Here is a 19,870-nt window from a genome sequence, read left to right on the forward strand (position 1 = left end):
CCGCCACATGTTCCTGAATTATCATCATAGACAACAACATCATAGTCGCCTAAATCTGCGCCTCCAGGGATACTTATCGTTCCGCTAAGGCTCGTAGTCGAAGCTGCAGTACCCGTAAAGGTGATTGTTGTGCCTCCATTCGTCAATTCTACACAGTGGCTGTTCGGGGTAGACCAGGTCGTTCCCATTCCCGTTATTGTTACACCAAACATATCGCCTTGCTCACCGGTATTTGGCGAAACGGAAATGGTTTGGCTTTGGAGAAACCCAATTGTTCCAATAGAACAGAGTAAAAAAAGCCAGAAGGCTCTTTGGAGAGAATGTTTCATGAGAATAAAATTTGTTTCCAACCAACACAAAAACAGGTCGTTGTCAGAAAAACAGTCCATTAAGGGCTTTATCCCCACTGTATCAAATTATCAAAAATGATATTTGAAAATAAATGGTCTGTCTTTTCGAGTGTAAAAAAACAAAAAAAACGTCGGATGTCCCAGTATTTTCAAAGAGAAGCTCTATTCTTAACCACCTTGACTTTCGGAATTGGCTAAAAAACAAACTCAACATTATTCCTTAGCATTTACCGCATCCTGAATTTGTTGTAGAAAAACGCTCTTCTTTTCCGGATTCCCTTCTGTTTTATTCACCCAGGACAAAGCTTCCTCTAGTGCTCCGATTTGATAATAAGAGTAGGATAAATTAAACATACCTTCTTCAAATTTAGAGTTGATCTCTAATGCCTTCAGGTATAAGGGGATCGCACTTTCATATTCTTTTAACTGAACATGTGTACTTGCTAAGTTATTGATCACATTGAAGTTGTAGGGGTTTACCTCATAAGCCTTCAAAAATAAACCTTTAGCCTTTTCATAGTCTCCCATACTGTATTCGGCTACGCCAGCATACCAATCCAAAGGAATCACCATTGGGTCCACATTGTACCAGATAGAATTGCCTTGGGTGGCATTGTCTTTAATAACCTTGAATTGGTCGCTATTGCGAAAGGTGATAATTTGTTTGCTAGCCGCATCTCCGATGTAGCGATAATAACCGACAGGAAGATTAATCAGCAGCAGCAGCAGTAACAGGCCGACTGAAAAGAACATTTTTTGCTTTTTTGAGGTCAAAGCAGCAAAAGAACTGCTAGGCTCTTTTGATCTTTCATAACCTATCAACGCTAATAATAAAGCCAGTGCGATCAGATGTTCGATTCGTTCTTTCGGAAAATCAAAGAAAGAAATTATACAAAAGCCTAGTAGCGTTGTTCCCAATAAAACCCAACGTACCTTGAAAGATGGTTTTGATCGCCGAAAGCCTTTCCATACCTGCCAAAATGCTAAAAGAAAAACACCTCCAAACAGTAACAGGCCAACGGTACCCACTTCTGCCCATACTTCTAAATAATCATTGTGCACCCTGGTGAATATCAGGTCTTTCTCCTGCATTCGGAATCCTCCTTCTATATTTTTGCTAGGAAAGAACAGCTTCCAGTTGCCACTACCAAAGCCCAATACTGGTCGGTCTTTTATTAACTCCCTGGTTTTATACCATACAAAGGTACGCTCAACAGCAGAAGCGCTTTGTGAATAGGTCGTCGGGTTTAAATATTTCAGATATTGTTGCCCCGCACCTGTCAATGATATTATCGCGCCACCAGCTATTACTAAAACAACTACAGCAGGCAATATTCGCCGAAGGGCTAACTGCCTAAGTTTACTATTTGAAAGTAAGAAATAAGCCATATTGATCACCGCGAAAGCTCCAATCGCCAGATAAACTGCACGTGCCCTTAGCAGTAAAATCAAAACCAGCATCCAGCCTAACAACAGGTAAAGCCACGGCTTTTTATTGAGGTCTTTAAACCAAAAAAGCAACAAGGAAAACAGCAAAAAGAGATAAGAAGAAGCCAGGTTTTTATGCCCGGAATAACCAGGAACATTGTACACTCCTTTTCCATCCAAGCCCGTTGTTGTAGCAACTTCTACCAACTGAACTGTAGGTACTATGCATGCGATAATCGCTGTTCCAATAAGAACTGGAAATAAATAACTTGCATACTTTTTGTCTTCTTCTAAAATCAGTCGAAATGCGAGATAGGCAATCGCTAAAAGCAGGCACTTTTGAGTGGTGAAAATTGCTTCGCCAAAGTTGTCGGCCCAGCTGACGGAAACAAGGTTAAGGAAGTAAAAGCCAAACAGTAAGCCATCCATTGGTTTCAGCTTTATCTGCTTCAACTTTGGGAAAATCATTAATACAGCCCCCAAGCAAAAGATGGTCGCTACTATAAATCGACTAACATGAAATTCATCTATCAGCGCAGGAGCCTTTATCAAAAAAGTAATCAACAAGATTCCTGTTATGAATACGTATATACTTCTACTTTGCGACATTTAACAACCTTGCTTAAAAATTCAGCTTAAAAAAATTGCTGTAATTTAGTAGAATATTACCGTCTGAAAGACTAAAAATACAGCTATTTTTCAGGGTTCTTAAAAATTTCCCTATTCTTGTCGGGCTCTAATTCTCTTGACAATTCTACGGTGTAACGAATTCCATGTTCAAAAATATAAGTTCATATCAGCCCGCAATTATTGACGCAAACAATTCTTTGCATCATGTTCTCATGCCTCTTTTGTACTTTGAAATATTCTCTTACCCACTGACCTTTGATGAAATATTACATTTCTGTCAAGATCAAAACTGCCAGCCGGAAGCACTAAAGAAATCGATACAGGAAGGCATTGAGAAAGGGTATATTTTCCAACACGAGCAATTCTATTTATGCCAAAATAAACCAGCATGGGTAAAAAAACGAAAAGAACATAACCATAGAGCAACCCGTTACTTATCCAGAGCCTATAAAATGGCGCAGATTATCCGTCGATTCCCTTACGTAAGGGCCGTATTCCTGTCCGGCGCACTCTCCAAAAATGTGATGCCCAAAGATGGAGATATCGACTACTTTATTGTTACCCAAACAGGCCGATTGTGGATCAGTAGGACCCTTCTGGTTTTATTTAAAAAAATATTCCTCCTCAATTCTCACAAATACTTCTGTGTAAATTACTTCGTAGACGAGGAACACCTGGAGATTGAAGAGAAGAACCTTTTTACAGCTATGGAAACGGTGACCTTGGTTCCACTCCACAATCCCGAAATTTATCGACAGTTTTATGCTGTCAATGATTGGGCCCAACAATATTTCCCAAATTCTCCAATGCGGCCCCTTGAAAAAACAATTCCCGTTAAAAAAAGCTTTTTACAGAACTCCATGGAGTCATTATTGAATGGAAAAATGGGAGATCGGATTGACCTGTACTGCATGCGAACCACCCTCGGTCATTGGAAGAAGAAATTCAGTAATTTTGATTCCGACAAATTCGATAACGCCTTGAAGTCTAGAAGCTATGTTTCCAAGCATCACCCGCAGGATTTCCAGAACAAGGTACTGACCGCTTATGAGGAACGTATTCAAACTTTTGAGCATCACCATCAGATCCAATTGGATCGCCCTATGTCATTGCTAAAAAAAGAGACAAAGAACCATGAATAAGGTACTGTTCACCAATGCCTATTTTTATCGCTTCGATGCCAAGCAGTGGGAAGATCAACGCCCCTACCCTCCTTATGGCACCATGTACGCTGCGGCATTGCTACGCCAAGAAGGCTACGACGTGGAGTTGTTTGACACCAACTTGGCCTCCTCTCCCAAGGAGATTGAGCCTTACCTGATAAATGCCCCCAATTTCCTGGTGATCTACGATGATGGCTTCAATTACCTCAGCAAAATGTGTCTGACCGTAATGCGCGAAGCCGCACTCGATATGATCAAGATAGCCCGTGAAAAGGTCGATTACATTCTCGTATGCAGCTCTGACTCTACCGACCACTCCGCATTATACCTTGACGCTGGGGCTGACTTTGTCATCAAGGGCGAAGGCGAATTAACCTTGTCGGAATTGTGTAGGCTACTAAAAAATGGAGAAACCAAAGCTGCTAAAAATATCCTCGGCGTTGCTTATTATGATAACGGAAAGCTTATCAGTAACACCAAACGCCCCGTATTAAAAAACCTGGATGAACTACCCGACCCCGCCTGGGACCTGGTAGACACCAGTGGTTATGAAGAAATATGGCGTAATGGACGAGGTTTTTTCTCTTTAAATATTGCGACGACCAGAGGCTGCCCTTTCAAGTGCAATTGGTGTGCCAAACCTATTTACGGCAATCGTTACAACTCTCGTTCTCCTCGTCGGGTGGCACAGGAAATGGCCATGCTGATGCAGGAAAAAGGAGCCGAATATTTTTGGGTTTGTGATGATATTTTCGGTCTCAAACCCGGATGGGTACAGGAATTTCAAAAAGAAATTGATAAGCTGGGGATTCAACCTAGATATAAGATCCAATCGCGGGCAGATTTGCTCTTAGAAGCCGACAACATTGACGCTTTAGCAAAATCCGGATTAGATGAAGTATGGATTGGGGCCGAATCCGGTTCGCAAGCCATCCTCGATGCTATGGACAAAGGAACTAAGGTCGAACAGATTTATGAAGCTACTCGCTTGCTCAAAGCCAGAGGGGTACGCGTGGGCTTCTTCCTACAGTTTGGCTACCTCGGCGAAACCAAAGAGGACATCAAAAAAACCATCAATATGGTGCGGGAATTGGTGCCTGATGACATTGGGATTTCCGTCTCTTACCCGCTGCCTGGTACAAAATTCTTCGACACGGTGGCCAGCCAGCTCGAAGGCAAACAAAACTGGACCGATTCCGACGACCTGGCCATGATGTATCGAGCGACCTTCTCGCCGGCCTATTACCGCCGCCTTCATCGCTATGTGCATAAGGTTTTTCGTTTACAGCAAGGCTGGGAAGCTTTTACGGGGCTTATCCGGCGTCCTTTTCAGGCAAGTACCCAGAAGCTTCGGTCGGTGGCGGCTACCGCGTATTACCTTCCTGCGATGTGGTTGGACCGGATCAGGTTGCAGCGGTTGCAGTAGATGGGTATTAGGTACTTGGTACGAAGTACTAGGTTTTTGATACTCCCTACATGGCTTGGGCTTCAGCCCGAGCGTGGATTTTACGTTTGGGCTGAAGCCCAAATTGCGCCCCTGAACGAGCTCAGCTTGGCCCAATGTGATTACCTATAATTAAAGTAAAAAGTGAAGCACACCTCCGCATTTGACGCCATTGCTGGCAGCTACGATGATACGTTTACCAACACTGCTGTTGGTCGGCTACAGCGAGCGAGTGTGTATGATTTGGTGGCTCCTTATCTCCGTAACGAACAATGCCGGCACATTTTAGAGGTCAATTGTGGCTCTGGGCAGGATGCTTTCTGGCTAACGCAGCAAGGAAAAACCGTATTTGCTACCGATATTTCAGCGGAGATGATTGCGGTTGCTGCGGTTAAAAGGCGAAAATTACCGACCGATCAACAAAAACGTCTTCGGTTACAAACCCTATCAGCAACAGATATATCCAGCATCAAGGAAGAAGGCCCCTTTGATTTGATCTTTTCCAACTTTGGTGGATTGAACTGCCTCTCTCCGCAAGAGCTGACTCCGTTCCTTGAAGATGCCGCCCAATTATTGCGCCCAGGTGGCCATCTCGTAATGGTAGTGATGGGAAGATTTTGCTGGTGGGAGACCTTGTACTTTACGCTCAAAGGTGCTTGGCAAAAAGCTTGGCGCAGGAGAAAGCGCACCGCGACAGATGCTCCGCTGGATGAAAACACCAGTATTCCTACCTGGTACTATTCGCCTTCGGATTTCACCACCAAGGCACCAAAGGGTTTGACTCAAAAGCAACTGAATCCTATTGGTTTTTGGGTACCTCCCTCCTATCTTGACCCTTTCTTTGCTTCGCGACCGAAGCTGTTACGCGTACTCCACCAATTGGAGGAAAAGACGAAGCTGTTTTCGGGATTGGCGGGTGGGGCGGATCATTATTTTTTGGTGATGGGGCGGTGATATTTAACACGTAAAAAATTATTGAACAGAACACTAAAATCTGTAGGATGAGGAAGGTGTCTCCTTATTTCCGTTCGTCTTTTTTTAGTGCTTTGTGTATATCTTCTTTATCTGTCTTGGAAACGCTTGGATCAGATAAGTACCTTATAAGATTGTCTCTTGCTAAATCCTTTTCCTTGACACTAGTTCTATTATTCCTAAGCAATTTTATGCTAAGCGAAAGAAAATCTGGATCTGGAAAATATTGCATGAAATACAGCGAAAGTCGTCTAGTGTAGTTGGAGTTGTTTTCTGCATACTTGTTCTTTATGTATAATTTTAAATCCTCTACGTTATTTGTTCCTAGCAAATGTCGAAATTTGTAATCTTTTTTGACGAAAGATAAATCTGACATACTAGAACTGTGATATAAAGAATCTAGTAGAAAAAGTGGGATAGTGCTTTCGTGCTCTAAAACTGAAGTAGCCTCGTATAACCATACAACTCTTCCATTCTCTGCAAAGTAGCTAAATGATGCTTCGATAAACTCCTCTAATGAACTAACAGCTTCTCTTTCAGCAATTCTCATTGTAGTTTTCAAGATAGACTTCATGAACAAAAGCTCATAAACCGCATCATTTATCTCGGTATAACTGTCTTCTTTTTCAAATCTGAAAGCTTTTAAGTAACTTATGAAGATTGGCGTTATTTTTTTTGAATAAATTTTTAGATAGTCGATTCTAGTTCCTTCGTAAGAATAAAACCAACCATTCAGAAGCATTCTTCGATAATATTTGGAATGACAGTTATAATTTTTCAAATAATCGTTACTCTGACGAGTTAAAAATCGCTTCCAGTCAAAAAAAATCTTTCTCTCTTGAGAGAAAATCTGTTCACCAGTCAAACTCTTTTCTCTGATTTGTAGGGTAGTTAATGCAGATTCGAACAAGTCAATTATTTGGAAATGATTAGAGAATAAATCATAATCACTTTCAAAGCACCTAACGTGCTTCCCCAATCTGATAAGAGGTTCGTACTGATCCTCTATAACTTTTATGTAACTATCATAAAGTTGTAAAACACGATCGTAAACATCGTATCCTTCAATGCTGATTAAATCGTAAAAAATACGATCTATCGTTCTTGCATTAGGCTGTCTTTTGTATAGTTGATAATGAGAAAGATCATATTGTTTCCAGCAAACTGGCACTATCTCTTTTGCTTCGATCAACTCTTGATTCTTAAGGTATAATGAATCGCCTAGCATTTTAATCATGTCATCAACCTAGCTTTGGCAAGACAAAAATCCTATAGGACTCAGAATAGTGATTAGGATAAAAATTAATTTATTTTTCATTATTTCTTCCAGTTAATAGAATGCATACTTTTAGCTTTCAGATTTAGAGAGATTGTTTTCGTTCTGTCATTTGTCAATATATAACCAATTGCCAAAAGCGCAAACGCAGAACCGGTTCCCCTAAAAACCTTCTTGGACAAAAGTCAGGATACTGAATGTACGGTTCCCTCAATGCACTAAGATTTAATAATTATCTGTCGGTTCACCCAAGATGATGAACGCAATGTCACTACGTATGCTCCTGCCGGCAAGGTGCTCAAGTCTATGATATCGCGATATGGCGACTTGTAAACTACTGTGGACTGCATGTTTCTCAGCTCTACAGTTATGCCTGGGTCAGCTAGTAATTGATCCGCCAAGGTAAAATATAAGGTAGAGGCAACTGGGTTGGGAGAAATCAGCACCTTATCGTTCTCGACAATTTCCAGGTTGTTTGTGATAACACAATCATATTCGAACATCCCGTTGAGCGTCAAACCTGTACACGGTTCTTCGTCATCTAAAAAGGAAAAAGCGAAAACTTCTAAGTCTGGGGCGCTGCCCGGTGTGGTACTAAATTGGTAAAGTGAATCGTAAGAAAGGCTAAGCACTTCGTTGGCAAATGGCGCTATGTTCGCATTGTAAAGCCCAGTAACATTCACGCCGGCCATCTCCAAAGTCAATTCGTAAAAATCATCCGTTTGATCTGAGGGCGTACCATTATTATTACAGTCAATGCTCAACTCCGTCGTCGTCAATAGGCAACCATCGGAGCAAGAACCGGGATCAAGAACAGTGACCGTTTTACGACAAGTAGCATCCGAGGCATCTTCGACAATGATTGGGAAATCGCCGCTTCCGGCAGGAACTATCCCTTGCGTACTAATCGGGTGAGCATTGTTGTATGTAAAAGGCCCTTGCTCGGTACCATTAGGAAAAATAAGGTAATAGCCTGACTCACTTAAGTTAAAACCCCAGGCTTGGAACAAAAACTCAAGGTAATCATCATCAGTGCTCGCTCCTGTGTCATTGTCATTGCACTCCAAATTGATAATCTGATGATAAACAATATCACAAACCGGAGAGCAATTCTCCGGAGCAGTTAATATTACCGTGGTTTCGCATTCCCCATCATTGGCGGTTAAGGTAAGTTCGTAATCTTCCCCTGTGGCTGAGCCAGGCTCAGTCCCTACAAGACAAGAAGCACATTCGGGTGTAACTGTATTTGGAAAAATGTCAATTCCCGGAATTGAGAGTTCAATATTTCCGTTAAGGTTGACTCCCTCAACGAAGGGAACAAATGTAAAATAATCATCCGACGGATCACTAGGTGTTTGCGCATTTTCACACGTGATATCTCTCAGGGTGACTTCAGTGATACTGCAAGTAATGTTATCATCACAAATAGAAGGGTTGGCTTGAAGGAAATAGCCCTCAGGGTTTCTACGATTTTCTGGTTCAATTAGTTCAATTGATGATCCACTTGGAACAGCGGGTACAAAAAGAGCGGGGTCGTCCCACAGCCCCATAGAAAAAGCAAAAGTTACTAAACTCTGGCTACCTCCCCATTGCAAGTAAGCCGTTGGAGTTCCCGAAGCAAACTCCAATAACAATTGCCCCCCTGCATTACTAAGCGGGCCATTGAACGTAAAAACAGTAATTTCTCCTGGGGCAAAGATAAAGTCTCCGCACTCCGTGGGCACACTAGTGCCCAGTGTTAGATCCCCTTGCATGGCATCCCATATACGACCGCCCGTTAGGTTGATGACATCATTGCCAATGTTTTTTAGTTCAATTTGATTAGTTGTAGGGTATACTTCATTGATTACTACCTGGCTTTGGCCAGTAACGGCAATTAGGAGAAAAAGGAAGGTTGTTAGGTGTTTCATAGGAAAATTAGATTTTGTTATTTTAGGTATTATCAGCTACTGATTTTAGGATGCTCTCCTTCCTTCGGGAAAACGACCTCCTCCCGCTTCTGCTGTATCCAGCGGACTTTAACCTGCACTTTTTTTTGTTCATCAACGGTGATAAGTAAGTAGTTGTCGGTCATTTGGTTGCCCATGCCACTGGCGACGAGGTGAATATTTTCCTTACGATCGGCAAAAAAAGCGGTACGATTCCCTGCTGCAGCTACATCTCCAGCAAAGCAATATACGGGTTTATCTGTAGCGATGAGCATTGGCATGACCTCCGACAGGAAGTTGACATCCGGTGCTCGTCCATCCAGGGAATTGGGGCGATACTGCTGGTATTCGTTATCTGGTGCCCACCAAACAAGGTGATGGAAGAACAAGAAAATATTGTCATAACCTGGGGCTGTAGCCAAGGTTTCTTTTAAAAATGCCATTTGCTCGCCCCAGATGTTCCAACCGCCTAAACCGGGATTAAGGATAATGCAGAGGTCGTTTTCTTGCTCAAAAGCAGAGTAGGTGATACCGTAGCGATCTTTGTAAGGCGATTTATGGCCTTCGTCGTGATTGCCGGTGGTGAAGTGAGTGGGTACTTTCAACTGTTGCAGTTGCTGATCGACATGGTTCCAGGAGGTATCATTACTGTAGTAGACGATATCTCCGGTGAGCACACCAAAGCGCATACCAGCGTATTGATTGAGGTAATCAAATTCGGCTACAAAAGGCATGTGTAGGCCGGGAATACGTTTCTCTTTGACGCCATAGGTGTGTCCAGCAACAAAGAAGCTATAGGGCAGAGGTGGCGGATCAGCACATCCCGATAAGATTAATACAAAAATTAAAAAAACAAAGGTATTTTTGGTCATAACTTATAACTTACTATCATTCTCCAAACATACTAAAACGAGTGACGCATTACAAAAATGTACTTGACCACTATGCCAATATTAATACGTCTTTTCTCCACGGAGCAGGCATTAAGGGTTCCAAACATTTATTAAGTGAAGCAAAATTGGCAGGAAACGAAAGTGTCTTTGAGTTGGGCTGTGGGACGGGTGCAAGCCTCGTGTTATTAAAACATAATTTTCCTGGCTTAGCAATTTCCGGAGGTGATCTGTCTCAAACAATGCTAAATGCAGCCCGGAAAAGAATCCGTTTTTGTGGCCTACACAAGGAAGTAACACTTTACAAACTACAACAAAACCAAGCTATTCCTCTCCCAGACAATAGCAAGGATGTCGTTTGGATTGAATCCGTTTTGGCCATCCAAAATGATCAGCAGCTTGACTTTTTGTTAAAGGAAATACATAGAATTTTGAAACCAGGAGGGAAACTTATTATTAATGAGACTCTCTGGTTACCGCACGTAACCATTGAACAAGCCAACCGCCTTAATGAAGAATGTCAAAAAGCATTCGGCATTATTCAAGCAAATGCTAATAATGCTCGTTTAGACAACTGGGGCGACATTATTGAAACTAAAGGATATAGCATTGATTACCACGGATGTATTGAAAGTTATTCAAACTTAGGCCCAAGCTTAACATCATGGAAAAACAACCACCGATCCAGGTTATTTGACTTTTTGGGAAAAACCAAGCGATTAGTCAACATTAAGTACCGATCAGATCACAAGACAATTATTCAAAAAGGAGAACAAGTCATTAGCAGCAGGGTCAAGGTACTAAATGCCTATGCTATGGTCGCTCGAAAATATTGATAACTCGAAATATTTTGAACCACATAAGGCATATAAGGGCATTTAAGGTTTTGTTTCTGGGGGTTTTGTTTATTCTACATGGCTGTACAAAGGACGCAAGGGTAGCTACTAATCTGCCCTTGCCTGATCTGAGGATAGAGATTGACGCGAGCGCCTTCCAAAAGATTAAGCAAAAGCGTGCGCAAGCGCTCGCACGCGGGCTTTTGGTCAGCGAAAAAGATGATTTTGTGCCAGCAAAGATTACCCTGGACACTCAACAATACACCGCAGAAATTCGGCTCAAAGGAGATTGGCTCGACCACCTCAAGGGGCAAAAATGGTCATGGAGAGTCAAACTGGGCGACGACCAAGCCCTCTGGGGTACGCGACGATTTTCGCTACAGCATCCCAAAACGCGTTATTACTTGCACGAATGGGTTTATCATCAGTTACTAGAACAAGAAGGGCTGCTCACTCCACAATACCAGTTTGTTGAGCTTTGGCTAAACGGCGACTATAAAGGGATTTATGCTTTTGAGGAACACTTTAGTGCCGACCTCCTGGCGCGTCAGCAGCAACCCGATGGCCTTATTTTCAAATTCAACGAGGATGGCTTTTGGCAAACCCAGGATTTCCGCATGCGCTACGGCAAAAATGTCACCCCTAATCTACCCGATTTTGAAGCCGCTGACATTGAAGTTTTCCAACAAAAACGTACGCTTGGTGATCGTATGCTTTCCTCTGCTTTCCTGGCAGGAAGGACGCGCATGGAGCAACTTCGCTCAACGGAGAACGATACACTCAATGCACCCTACATTGATATAGATTACTGGGCAAAATTCCTGGCGCTCACCGACCTCTGTGAGGCTTACCATGCCTTGCGTTGGCATAATATGAGGTTCTATTACCATCCCCATACCACCCAGCTTTACCCCATAGGGTTTGACGGTTACGGGGAGAGTGGCATTTATCGTTGGTTTAACAAACCGTTTTTAGGTTTTTACCAACCAGAAAAAGCCAAGGTCTATTTTGCCGAAGAGTACTTCCTTTTTAAGCTGTTCAGAAACAAGGAGTTTCGAGAACGCTATGGTCATTATCTCCACATTTATTCAGCACCAGCATTCTACCAAAAGACTAAAGAGGAATTAACGGAAAAGCTCAACGAACTCGCGCCTATTCTACAAAAGGAGTTTCCTGATTATGAATATTCTTTCGATCAACTTGGAAAGCGGGCCGAAGACTTGCGGCAGCTTTTAGAAACTTACAACTTTGCGGATGATAGTAATTTTAAATACACGATCTACGACCCCATGTACGAAGATTGTGCTACGAGTGTACCCCTAGCAGCTATTGGCTTAAAAGCTTACCGATCTGAGGACGGTGATGTTTTAGTTCAAAATTACTTTTGCAAAGAAATCACGATTGAAGCTACCGGTCCAAAGCGCTCTAAGCCATTGCATCCGCTTGACCAATCCTTCCAGCTTCCCCCTTTTGACATTCATTCGCCCATCCCTCCTTTTTCGGTTATTGAGCGTTCGCCAAGCGACCAGTATGTTTTTTATAGTGTGGCGGGAGTTGATTATTGGTTCAAACAAAAAATAGCGCCCTGGCCAGCGACTCCAACTATGTTTCTGAATAAGGAGCAATTACAAATTGACACCACTGTTTTTGTACAAAAGGGCAATCGTATCACCGTCAAGTCAGGCATCCATCAAATAAGAAGCGTTCAGGTTATTCCTCAACAATACGAACTAAATATTGAGCCCGGTACGCAGTTGGATTTACTGCAAGGTGCAACACTCCTGGTTTATGGTCCCGCGACCTTCGCAGGCACGGCAAAATTGCCTATCAAGGTTATGTCTTCTGATCAGACAGGTAGAGGTATCCACTTTTTCCAGCAAAACCCGGTACAAATTGCCCATCTCCATTTCAGTGACCAAACGACTTATCAGGACCATGGCCTCTTGCTCAATGGTGCGATGAGCTTTGATGGTTCCTTCCTGCATTTGACCCACAGTATTTTTAATAATATTGATGCGGAAGACGCTTTAAACATCAGTCAGTGCCAAGATGTCTGGCTTGAAAACCTTGTGTTCAAGGATGCTACCGGAGACGGGCTGGATATTGACTTTTCTACGGGAAGTATTCAAAACCTCATTTTCAATAAGCTTGGAGGAGACGCTGTAGATGTTTCCGGAAGCAATTTTGAAATCACCCAAGTTGATATAGAAAACATAACAGACAAGGGCTTCTCCATCGGCGAAGGAGCTATCATAACGGCCAAAAATCTTACGATCAATAATACGTTTACCGCAATAGCGGTTAAAGATGGTTCTAGTGCAAACATTCACGCTGTCAATATTACTAATGCCGAATATGGACTAGCGGTTTTTACAAAGAAAAGCACTTATGGAAATGCGAGCCTTGTTGTTCACGATGTAAATTTCACTGCCGTTAGGAAGCAAAACTTTGTGCTTGAATCTCCTCATAAGCTTACGGTAAACGGCAGTATCCAAGCATTCACCCATTTACCTCGACAGTTACTTCCCGTTTTTTATCCACCGGAAGAGTGAATTAACTATTTTTGACGTATGAATATTTGCTTTACCCATGCTTACTACATGTTTGAGGATGAGAAGGAACAGAAGATCAACAAACCTTATCCTCCTCTGGGCCTTTTGTATCTCAGCGCCTGGCTAGAACAACATGGCTATGACAATGAGGTCTATGACACGACTTTCTCTTCTTTTCAAGACCAACAAGCCTACCTGCTAGAACAGCAGCCCGACATCATTGCCATCTATACCAATCTGGTAACAAAACTGGGGGTCATTTCGCTCCTGAAATTCATCCGATCGCAAAAAACTTTGGCCAATAGCCTGGTCGTCTTAGGTGGCCCCGACCTACGCTACAATATCGACAACTACCTCGCAACTGGTGCTGATGTCCTGGTCATTGGAGAAGGCGAACAAAGTATGCTGGCGCTAGTAGAAGCAGTTGAACAGGGCTTACGGCCACATTTTGGGCACATTCCTGGTTTGGCTTTTATTGATGAAGACGGGAAGGTAACCCAGACGCCAGCGCGTAAGCACCTCCGAGCGGTGGATGAATTACCGATGCCCAATCGCAAGAAGATCGACCTAAAGCGCTACTTAGACCTTTGGAAAAAGCATCATTCCAGAAGTTCGATCACTGTGAGTACTCAGCGCGGCTGCCCCTACACCTGTCGCTGGTGTAGTACTGCTGTTTATGGGCAATCCTACCGACGGAGGAGTGCCGCCAAGGTAGCTGCAGAGCTAAAAATGCTAAAAGAGGAATACCAACCCGATCAGGTTTGGTTTGTCGATGATGTTTTTACCGTTAGCCACAAATGGCTGGCCAGCTTCCGCGATGAAGTGCTTCGGCAAGATGCTGTCATCCCTTTCGAATGTATCACCCGAGCGGAACGACTCAACGAAGAAGTCCTCACCATGCTCAAGGAAAGTGGCTGCTTTCGAATTTGGATTGGTGCAGAGAGTGGCTCACAACGTATTATTGATGCCATGGATCGCCGTGTATCCGCCGAGCAGGTGCAACAAATGACCATTTCGACCAAGCAGGCAGGCATGGAAACAGGCACTTTCATCATGCTAGGTTATCCCGGTGAGACAGAGGAAGATATCTACCTTACCCTCGACCATTTAAAGAAGGCCAATCCCGATCATTTTACGATTACGATCGCCTATCCCATCAAAGGCACGGGCTTGTATGAGGATATAAAAGATAAAATCACAAAGCAACCCGATTGGTTTTCTAGTACTGATCGTGATATTGATTTCCTTCGAACCTATCCACGAAAATACTATGACTACGCGGTGCGCTGGGTCGTTAATAGTGTACAATTACATAAGCTACAATTGGCTGGCAAACAGAACAAACTACAGGGATTGAAACTCCAACTAAAAGTAGTCGTTGCTCGCCTTGGTATGCTCTGGTACAAAAAAAGCATAAAAAAGGGGGTGTATTCAAAATCAGGTAACTCGCGCAGAGACGCAGAGCCCGCAGAGGTTTTCTAACTATGAAACTGCTCAATAACTACCCGGAAATAAACAACCTAACACATCTGACGCCGCCAGAGAATGACTTTGAGGCTGCTTACCTGGAGGCACGTATTAAAGAAGGTAGGTTGTATCCTGATGAAATAGTCAAGCAACTCCCCTATTTGCCTTTAGAGCACCCTCAAGCCAGAGAATGGAAGTTGCGGCAACACAATGTGAAACTGCTGCTGGAACAACTCAAGAAACAACCTAAGTCATCCATCCTTGATTTGGGCTGTGGCAATGGCTGGCTCACTCACCAGTTGGTTACTAACGAAGAAGTCCAGGTATTGGGCATGGATATTAACACTCCAGAACTTGAGCAAGCCAATCGGATATTCGCAAGTGATCAATGTTCTTTTGCCTACGGCGATATATTCAAAGCCACCTTGCCAGAGCATAGCTTTGACCTTATCCTTTTGGTTAGCTGTATTCAGTATTTTCCTGATTTAAGTAAACTTATGCACTGTCTGACAAGCTTATTAAGTCCCGGAGGGGAGCTACACATCATGGACAGCCCCATCTATGCTGCAACGCAAGTAGCTCAAGCCAAATCCAGAACGAAAGCCTATTACCAAGAACAAGGTAGCTCAAGCATGAAAGACCATTACCACCACCATTGCTGGGAAGCCTTGAGTGAATTTTCCTATCAATTGCAATACAACCCTAGCAATCTGACAAACAAAGTGCTACGAAAACTGGGAGCTACCAAAAGTCCATTCCCTTGGGTAATCATCTCAAAACCATGACTCGGTGAAGGTGGACCATCAAACATTTTCGTACGCCCACTTTTGGATACTCACCCTCTTGCTGATCGGTATCCGCTTTTTACATTTCCAACCTCAGCTGGACTTGCCTCATGATTGGCGGCAGGCCGATACTGCTTTTTATATCTGGGATTTTACCGAAAACGGTATTGACATTATGCACCCTCAGGTTTCCTGGATGGGAAGTCATGGAGAACTAGTCCTGGAATGCCCTCTTCCCGAAGCCATTGTAGCGCAATTACAGCTATGGATCGGGCCATCTATGTTTCTATCCAGAAGTGTTTTCCTCTTGTTCTTCTTGTTTTCTGTTTACTACTTTTATCGGATTACGAAATGGCTGTTTTCGATCACCATCGCACAATATGCGACATTAATCTTTCTGGCACTGCCACTTAGTCAATTCTACTCCCGGGCTATCCATATTGACTTTTTTGCGCTCGGCTTTGCTTACGCTATGTTTTACTATGCTATGAAAGCGGTAGCACGTAGCTCATTGTCTTTATTGTTACTTAGTAGTCTGTTAGCAATTCCTGCATTCCTCGTAAAAGTGCCTTACATCTTCTACCTGGCGCTCCCGATTCTAATCTATACTTGGCAACAAAAGAAGCTGACCTGGTTAATAACTCGAAGCATTTTTTTTGTCCTACCGCTGATGTGTTTTTTACTTTGGCGAGAGCATGCTTACTTGGTTAATGATGCCGCACCTGATTGGGATTACATCCTGCATTATCGCAAATTCACGGACAACGCTTCCTGGTATTTTGGGGTATGGCAACAGCGCATTTCCCTTTACCACTGGAAGGTTATTTCCATCAGAATGCTACTGGAGGTTGGAGGAGCAATGGGTATACCATTAGCCTTTGCGGGATGGTGGTTGAAACGAACAGATCAGCAAATGCCTATTCTTTATGCTTGGGGACTAGGATTGCTAATTTATTTACTGGTCTTCTTTAACCTCAATGCCATTCATAATTATTACCAAATCCCTTTTCTTGGGTTTGTTGCTATTCTGGCCGGCCTGGGAGTTGATAATATCAGCTCCATGAAGAACGAATGGGGATTGACCGTACTTGCAGCGCTGATCCTTAGTAGTACATGCTATGCCGAATACAATTATTATGACAGACCAAAGGCTCTTGAGGAGATCAGTCAATTAGTAAAAAGCAATACATCCACAAGTGATTTTCCTATTGTTGTTTACCAAGATTTTGATTGCAGAAATCCTCGAATTTTAGCGAGGGCACAACGAACGGGGTGGTCCTTGGAAAGTAATGCCGCAAAAGCAGAGGTAATGGAAAGGCTCAGAAAAGAAGAAGGCGCAACCCATATCTTCTGTGTTGATCCAAAGATCGCAACTGATTTTAAGACACAGTTGCCGCTTAACGTTATAAAGTTGGATAGCATACTATTAAAACCTGGTAAGGACTACTTGTATCGTCTAGAATTGCAGCCTAATCAATAATTGTACCTTTATAAAATCAAATTCGAGCTATCCTCCGTGGAGACTATTAATACAAAACATATCATCTGGGTAACACCGGGTTTTGCGGCCACCGAACAGGATAGCCAATGCATCCCCCCGATGCAATTGTTGGCAAAAGCGCTCATGAAGGTCGATGGGCTTCAATTGCATATCATAAGTCTTCATTATCCCAAAGACAATACGCCTTACCAATGGCACGGTACACAGGTATACCCATGTGCAAGAAAGGGACCGGCTACAAAAATACGTACCCGCATTGCTGCTTTTCGGCAACTCACCAAATTGCTTAAGCAATACCCCACCGCTTTACTACACAGCTTTTGGATGACCGATGCCTGCTTGGTTACCCATTTAGCCAACCGGCGTTTTGGTGTCAATCACCTTGTGACGCTCATGGGGCAAGATGCGCGGCCAGGGAATCGTTACCTCAAGCTCCTCCCTTCCACATCAATGACTAAAGTGGGGTTATCTTTGTTTCATGCTGATCAATTTCAAAAAACGACAGGTAGCAAAGTGGACTATATTATACCCTGGGGAGTCGCAGCGCATTCTATTAGCTCATCTACAAGCAAAAAGTATGACGTCATTGGCGTAGGCAGTCTTATTCCTTTAAAGCAATACGATTACTTTATTGACCTCCTTGTTTTAGTCAAAAAAACAATCCCTTCCTTTTCTGCTCTGCTGGTTGGGGATGGCCCAGAACGGCAAAAACTGGAAGCATTAGCAACAGAAAAAGGTCTTGCTGATAACCTGACCTTCACTGGGGCTTTACCACGAGAAGAAGTATTGTCACTCATGGCGCAAAGCAAGGTTTTCCTGCATACTTCTTCTTATGAATCTTTTGGCTTTGTGCTAGTTGAGGCATTACAGCAAGGGGCACAAGTGGTCGCTACCCCAGTAGGCATCGCTCCGGAGCTTAGTAATACAGTGGTAGGTACTAATAGCCAAGAACTCTTTGAAGCAATCATTGGTGGAATTCACCGGCTTTTTGAAGCAGAAAATGTCACCAATTTCTCTTTATCTAGCGTCGCAGATGCGTACCTTGAGCTTTATACTGCGCAAAAACAAACAACAAATCCTTGAATACTGTGTCCAAACCGACTGCTCATAAAGTTATTCTATTCAATCCCCGTAGTGCTGATTACAATCATCGCATTCCCAATAGCATATTGCAGGTTGGGGCCTCAATACACGGCACACATGACTATGTTTTTGTAGACGGAAACATGGAGGAAGATCCGTGGTTAAAAATCAAAAGCTATCTAGATACCGGCGAGTTCGGTTACCTGGGAACAACAGCCATGCCAGGGCCACAATTACAACAGGCAATTCCTATTTCAAAGCAAGCCAAGGAGCAATATCCTCATATCACTAATATTTGGGGAGGATACTTTGCAGCCAACCAATACCGGGCCGTCATGGGTGCCCCTTATATTGACTTTGTCATCAACGGCCCTGGAGACAAAGCTTTTCCCGCCCTGCTGGATGCACTCAACAACGGCACTCCCTACGAGTTTATCTCGAATTTGATCTANCAAAACCCGGATGGAGAGATTATCCAAAATGGTAAAAACGACCTGCTAGATCAAGATGCTTTAGCTGCATTGCCTTACGATTATCTCAACGAATTCTATCCGCTGCAAGGTTACCTCGCAAATACTTTTTTAGGGAAGCGAACCATTGCTTATCACTCTAGCGTCGGGTGCCCGTTCAAATGCTCTTTTTGTGCAGTTGTCCCTATCTACGAAGCTCGCTGGAAAGGTAAAAATGCCCAAAACATCTATGCAGATGTCAAAAAGCTAAAGCGAGAATACGGAGCAGATTCTATTGAATTCCACGATAATAACTTCTTTGTTTCAGAAAAGCGGGTGGCAGAATTTTGCCGCCTCATGCTCAACGAAAACATGGTCTGGTGGGGTGAGGGCCGCATTGACACCATTGATCGGTACAGTGACGAAACCTTGGAACTCATGCGCCAAGCAGGCTGTCGGATGATCTTCTTTGGTGCAGAAAGCGGTAATGACGAAATCCTAAAAGAAATGGACAAAGGCGGGAAACAAACCGCTGCGCAAATCAAGGCCTTTGCAGGCCGCATGAAGAAATTTGATATTATCCCCGAGTATTCTTTTGTGCTGGGCATGCCTGCCAAAAGCTCGGAAAAAGTGATGAATCAGATTGAGTCAGACATTGCTTTTATCAAGGAAATCAAAGACATCAATCCAGATACAGAGATCATTATTTACGTCTACAGCCCCGTACCTACGGAAGGGTCAGACCTTTACCGTCGAATAACGGAAGCCGGATTTAAATTCCCTACAACATTGGAGGATTGGCTCAGCCCAGAGTGGCAGGCGTTCGACTTGCGTAAAAATCCACTTACCCCTTGGTTGAAACCAGAAATGGTAGACAAAATCAAAGGTTTCGAGACCGTACTCAATGCCTACTACCCTACTGCTACCGATGTCAAACTATCCGCTTTTCAGCGTAAAGTAATGCGAGTAATCGCGGCCTTTCGCTATCAAAAAAACTGGTACAAATACCCTTACGAAATCAAGGCATTACAGAAGTTCTGGCTACGCTATCGCCAACCTGAAATTGAGGGATTCTAATGATCAAAAAGGTAATAAGGCGTGCATTGCAGCCCATTA

The 19,870-nt window shown here is 43.3% G+C and carries 15 protein-coding genes; 10 read left to right on the plus strand and 5 right to left on the minus strand.

Annotation, left to right across the window (positions count from 1 at the left end; all coding sequences use genetic code 11):
* Both A3EU_RS34540 and A3EU_RS0108275 read right to left on the minus strand, forming a co-directional pair.
* Window positions 1-329 (minus strand): hypothetical protein (locus A3EU_RS34540; RefSeq protein WP_169433328.1); only part of this gene is annotated, 329 nt, incomplete at its 3' end.
* Between the two features lie 234 nt (window positions 330-563).
* Complete coding sequence (locus A3EU_RS0108275; RefSeq protein ID WP_169433329.1) at window positions 564-2,345, minus strand: O-antigen ligase family protein; 1,782 nt, start codon at window positions 2,343-2,345, stop codon at window positions 564-566.
* Window positions 2,346-2,605: 260 nt separating this feature from the next.
* On the opposite strand from A3EU_RS0108275, the gene A3EU_RS29825 reads away from it, so the two are divergent.
* From A3EU_RS29825 to A3EU_RS0108290, 3 genes are all read left to right on the plus strand, one after another.
* The gene (locus tag A3EU_RS29825) at window positions 2,606-3,550 is read left to right on the plus strand and encodes a hypothetical protein (protein WP_211213917.1); all 945 of its coding nucleotides are present in this window, start codon (window positions 2,606-2,608) and stop codon (window positions 3,548-3,550) included.
* A complete protein-coding gene (locus A3EU_RS0108285; RefSeq protein WP_020535677.1) occupies window positions 3,543-4,997 on the plus strand; it encodes a B12-binding domain-containing radical SAM protein in 1,455 nt (484 codons plus the stop codon). The genes A3EU_RS29825 and A3EU_RS0108285 overlap by 8 nt, the downstream gene beginning before the upstream one ends.
* 162 nt (window positions 4,998-5,159) lie before the next feature.
* Entirely contained in the window at window positions 5,160-5,969 is an 810-nt protein-coding gene (locus A3EU_RS0108290; protein ID WP_020535678.1) for a class I SAM-dependent methyltransferase, read from the plus strand.
* Window positions 5,970-6,033: 64 nt separating this feature from the next.
* Here the strand turns inward: A3EU_RS0108290 and A3EU_RS0108295 are convergent, their stop codons facing one another.
* From A3EU_RS0108295 to A3EU_RS0108305, 3 genes are all read right to left on the minus strand, one after another.
* Complete coding sequence (locus A3EU_RS0108295) at window positions 6,034-7,224, minus strand: hypothetical protein (protein ID WP_020535679.1); 1,191 nt, start codon at window positions 7,222-7,224, stop codon at window positions 6,034-6,036.
* A gap of 257 nt (window positions 7,225-7,481) precedes the next feature.
* Window positions 7,482-9,173, minus strand: coding sequence for a T9SS type A sorting domain-containing protein (locus A3EU_RS0108300; RefSeq protein WP_020535680.1), 1,692 nt, complete (start codon window positions 9,171-9,173; stop codon window positions 7,482-7,484).
* A gap of 32 nt (window positions 9,174-9,205) precedes the next feature.
* Window positions 9,206-10,063 (minus strand): metallophosphoesterase family protein, encoded by an 858-nt coding sequence (locus A3EU_RS0108305; protein WP_020535681.1) that lies wholly within the window; start codon window positions 10,061-10,063, stop codon window positions 9,206-9,208.
* 41 nt (window positions 10,064-10,104) lie between these two features.
* On the opposite strand from A3EU_RS0108305, the gene A3EU_RS32620 reads away from it, so the two are divergent.
* The 7 genes from A3EU_RS32620 (at window position 10,105) to A3EU_RS0108340 (ending at window position 19,831) form a co-directional block, all read left to right on the plus strand.
* Window positions 10,105-10,917 (plus strand): class I SAM-dependent methyltransferase, encoded by an 813-nt coding sequence (locus A3EU_RS32620; protein WP_020535682.1) that lies wholly within the window; start codon window positions 10,105-10,107, stop codon window positions 10,915-10,917.
* 227 nt (window positions 10,918-11,144) lie between these two features.
* Complete coding sequence (locus A3EU_RS0108315; protein ID WP_169433330.1) at window positions 11,145-13,469, plus strand: CotH kinase family protein; 2,325 nt, start codon at window positions 11,145-11,147, stop codon at window positions 13,467-13,469.
* Between the two features lie 18 nt (window positions 13,470-13,487).
* Window positions 13,488-14,951, plus strand: a complete 1,464-nt coding sequence (locus A3EU_RS0108320; protein ID WP_020535684.1) for a B12-binding domain-containing radical SAM protein — start codon at window positions 13,488-13,490, stop codon at window positions 14,949-14,951.
* Between the two features lie 2 nt (window positions 14,952-14,953).
* Complete coding sequence (locus tag A3EU_RS0108325) at window positions 14,954-15,721, plus strand: class I SAM-dependent methyltransferase (RefSeq protein ID WP_020535685.1); 768 nt, start codon at window positions 14,954-14,956, stop codon at window positions 15,719-15,721.
* Between the two features lie 10 nt (window positions 15,722-15,731).
* Window positions 15,732-17,201 (plus strand): ArnT family glycosyltransferase, encoded by a 1,470-nt coding sequence (locus tag A3EU_RS0108330; RefSeq protein WP_156825704.1) that lies wholly within the window; start codon window positions 15,732-15,734, stop codon window positions 17,199-17,201.
* Window positions 17,202-17,237: 36 nt separating this feature from the next.
* The gene (locus A3EU_RS32625) at window positions 17,238-18,305 is read left to right on the plus strand and encodes a glycosyltransferase (RefSeq protein ID WP_156825705.1); all 1,068 of its coding nucleotides are present in this window, start codon (window positions 17,238-17,240) and stop codon (window positions 18,303-18,305) included.
* A 335-nt stretch (window positions 18,306-18,640) separates the two neighbouring features.
* Window positions 18,641-19,831: a B12-binding domain-containing radical SAM protein gene (locus tag A3EU_RS0108340; protein WP_425412663.1), complete on the plus strand. Its 1,191-nt coding sequence runs from the start codon at window positions 18,641-18,643 to the stop codon at window positions 19,829-19,831.
* Window positions 19,832-19,870: the final 39 nt, after the last annotated feature.

This window comes from Lewinella cohaerens DSM 23179 (assembly GCF_000379805.1).
In the GTDB taxonomy this organism is placed as follows: Bacteria; Bacteroidota; Bacteroidia; order Chitinophagales; family Saprospiraceae; genus Lewinella; species Lewinella cohaerens.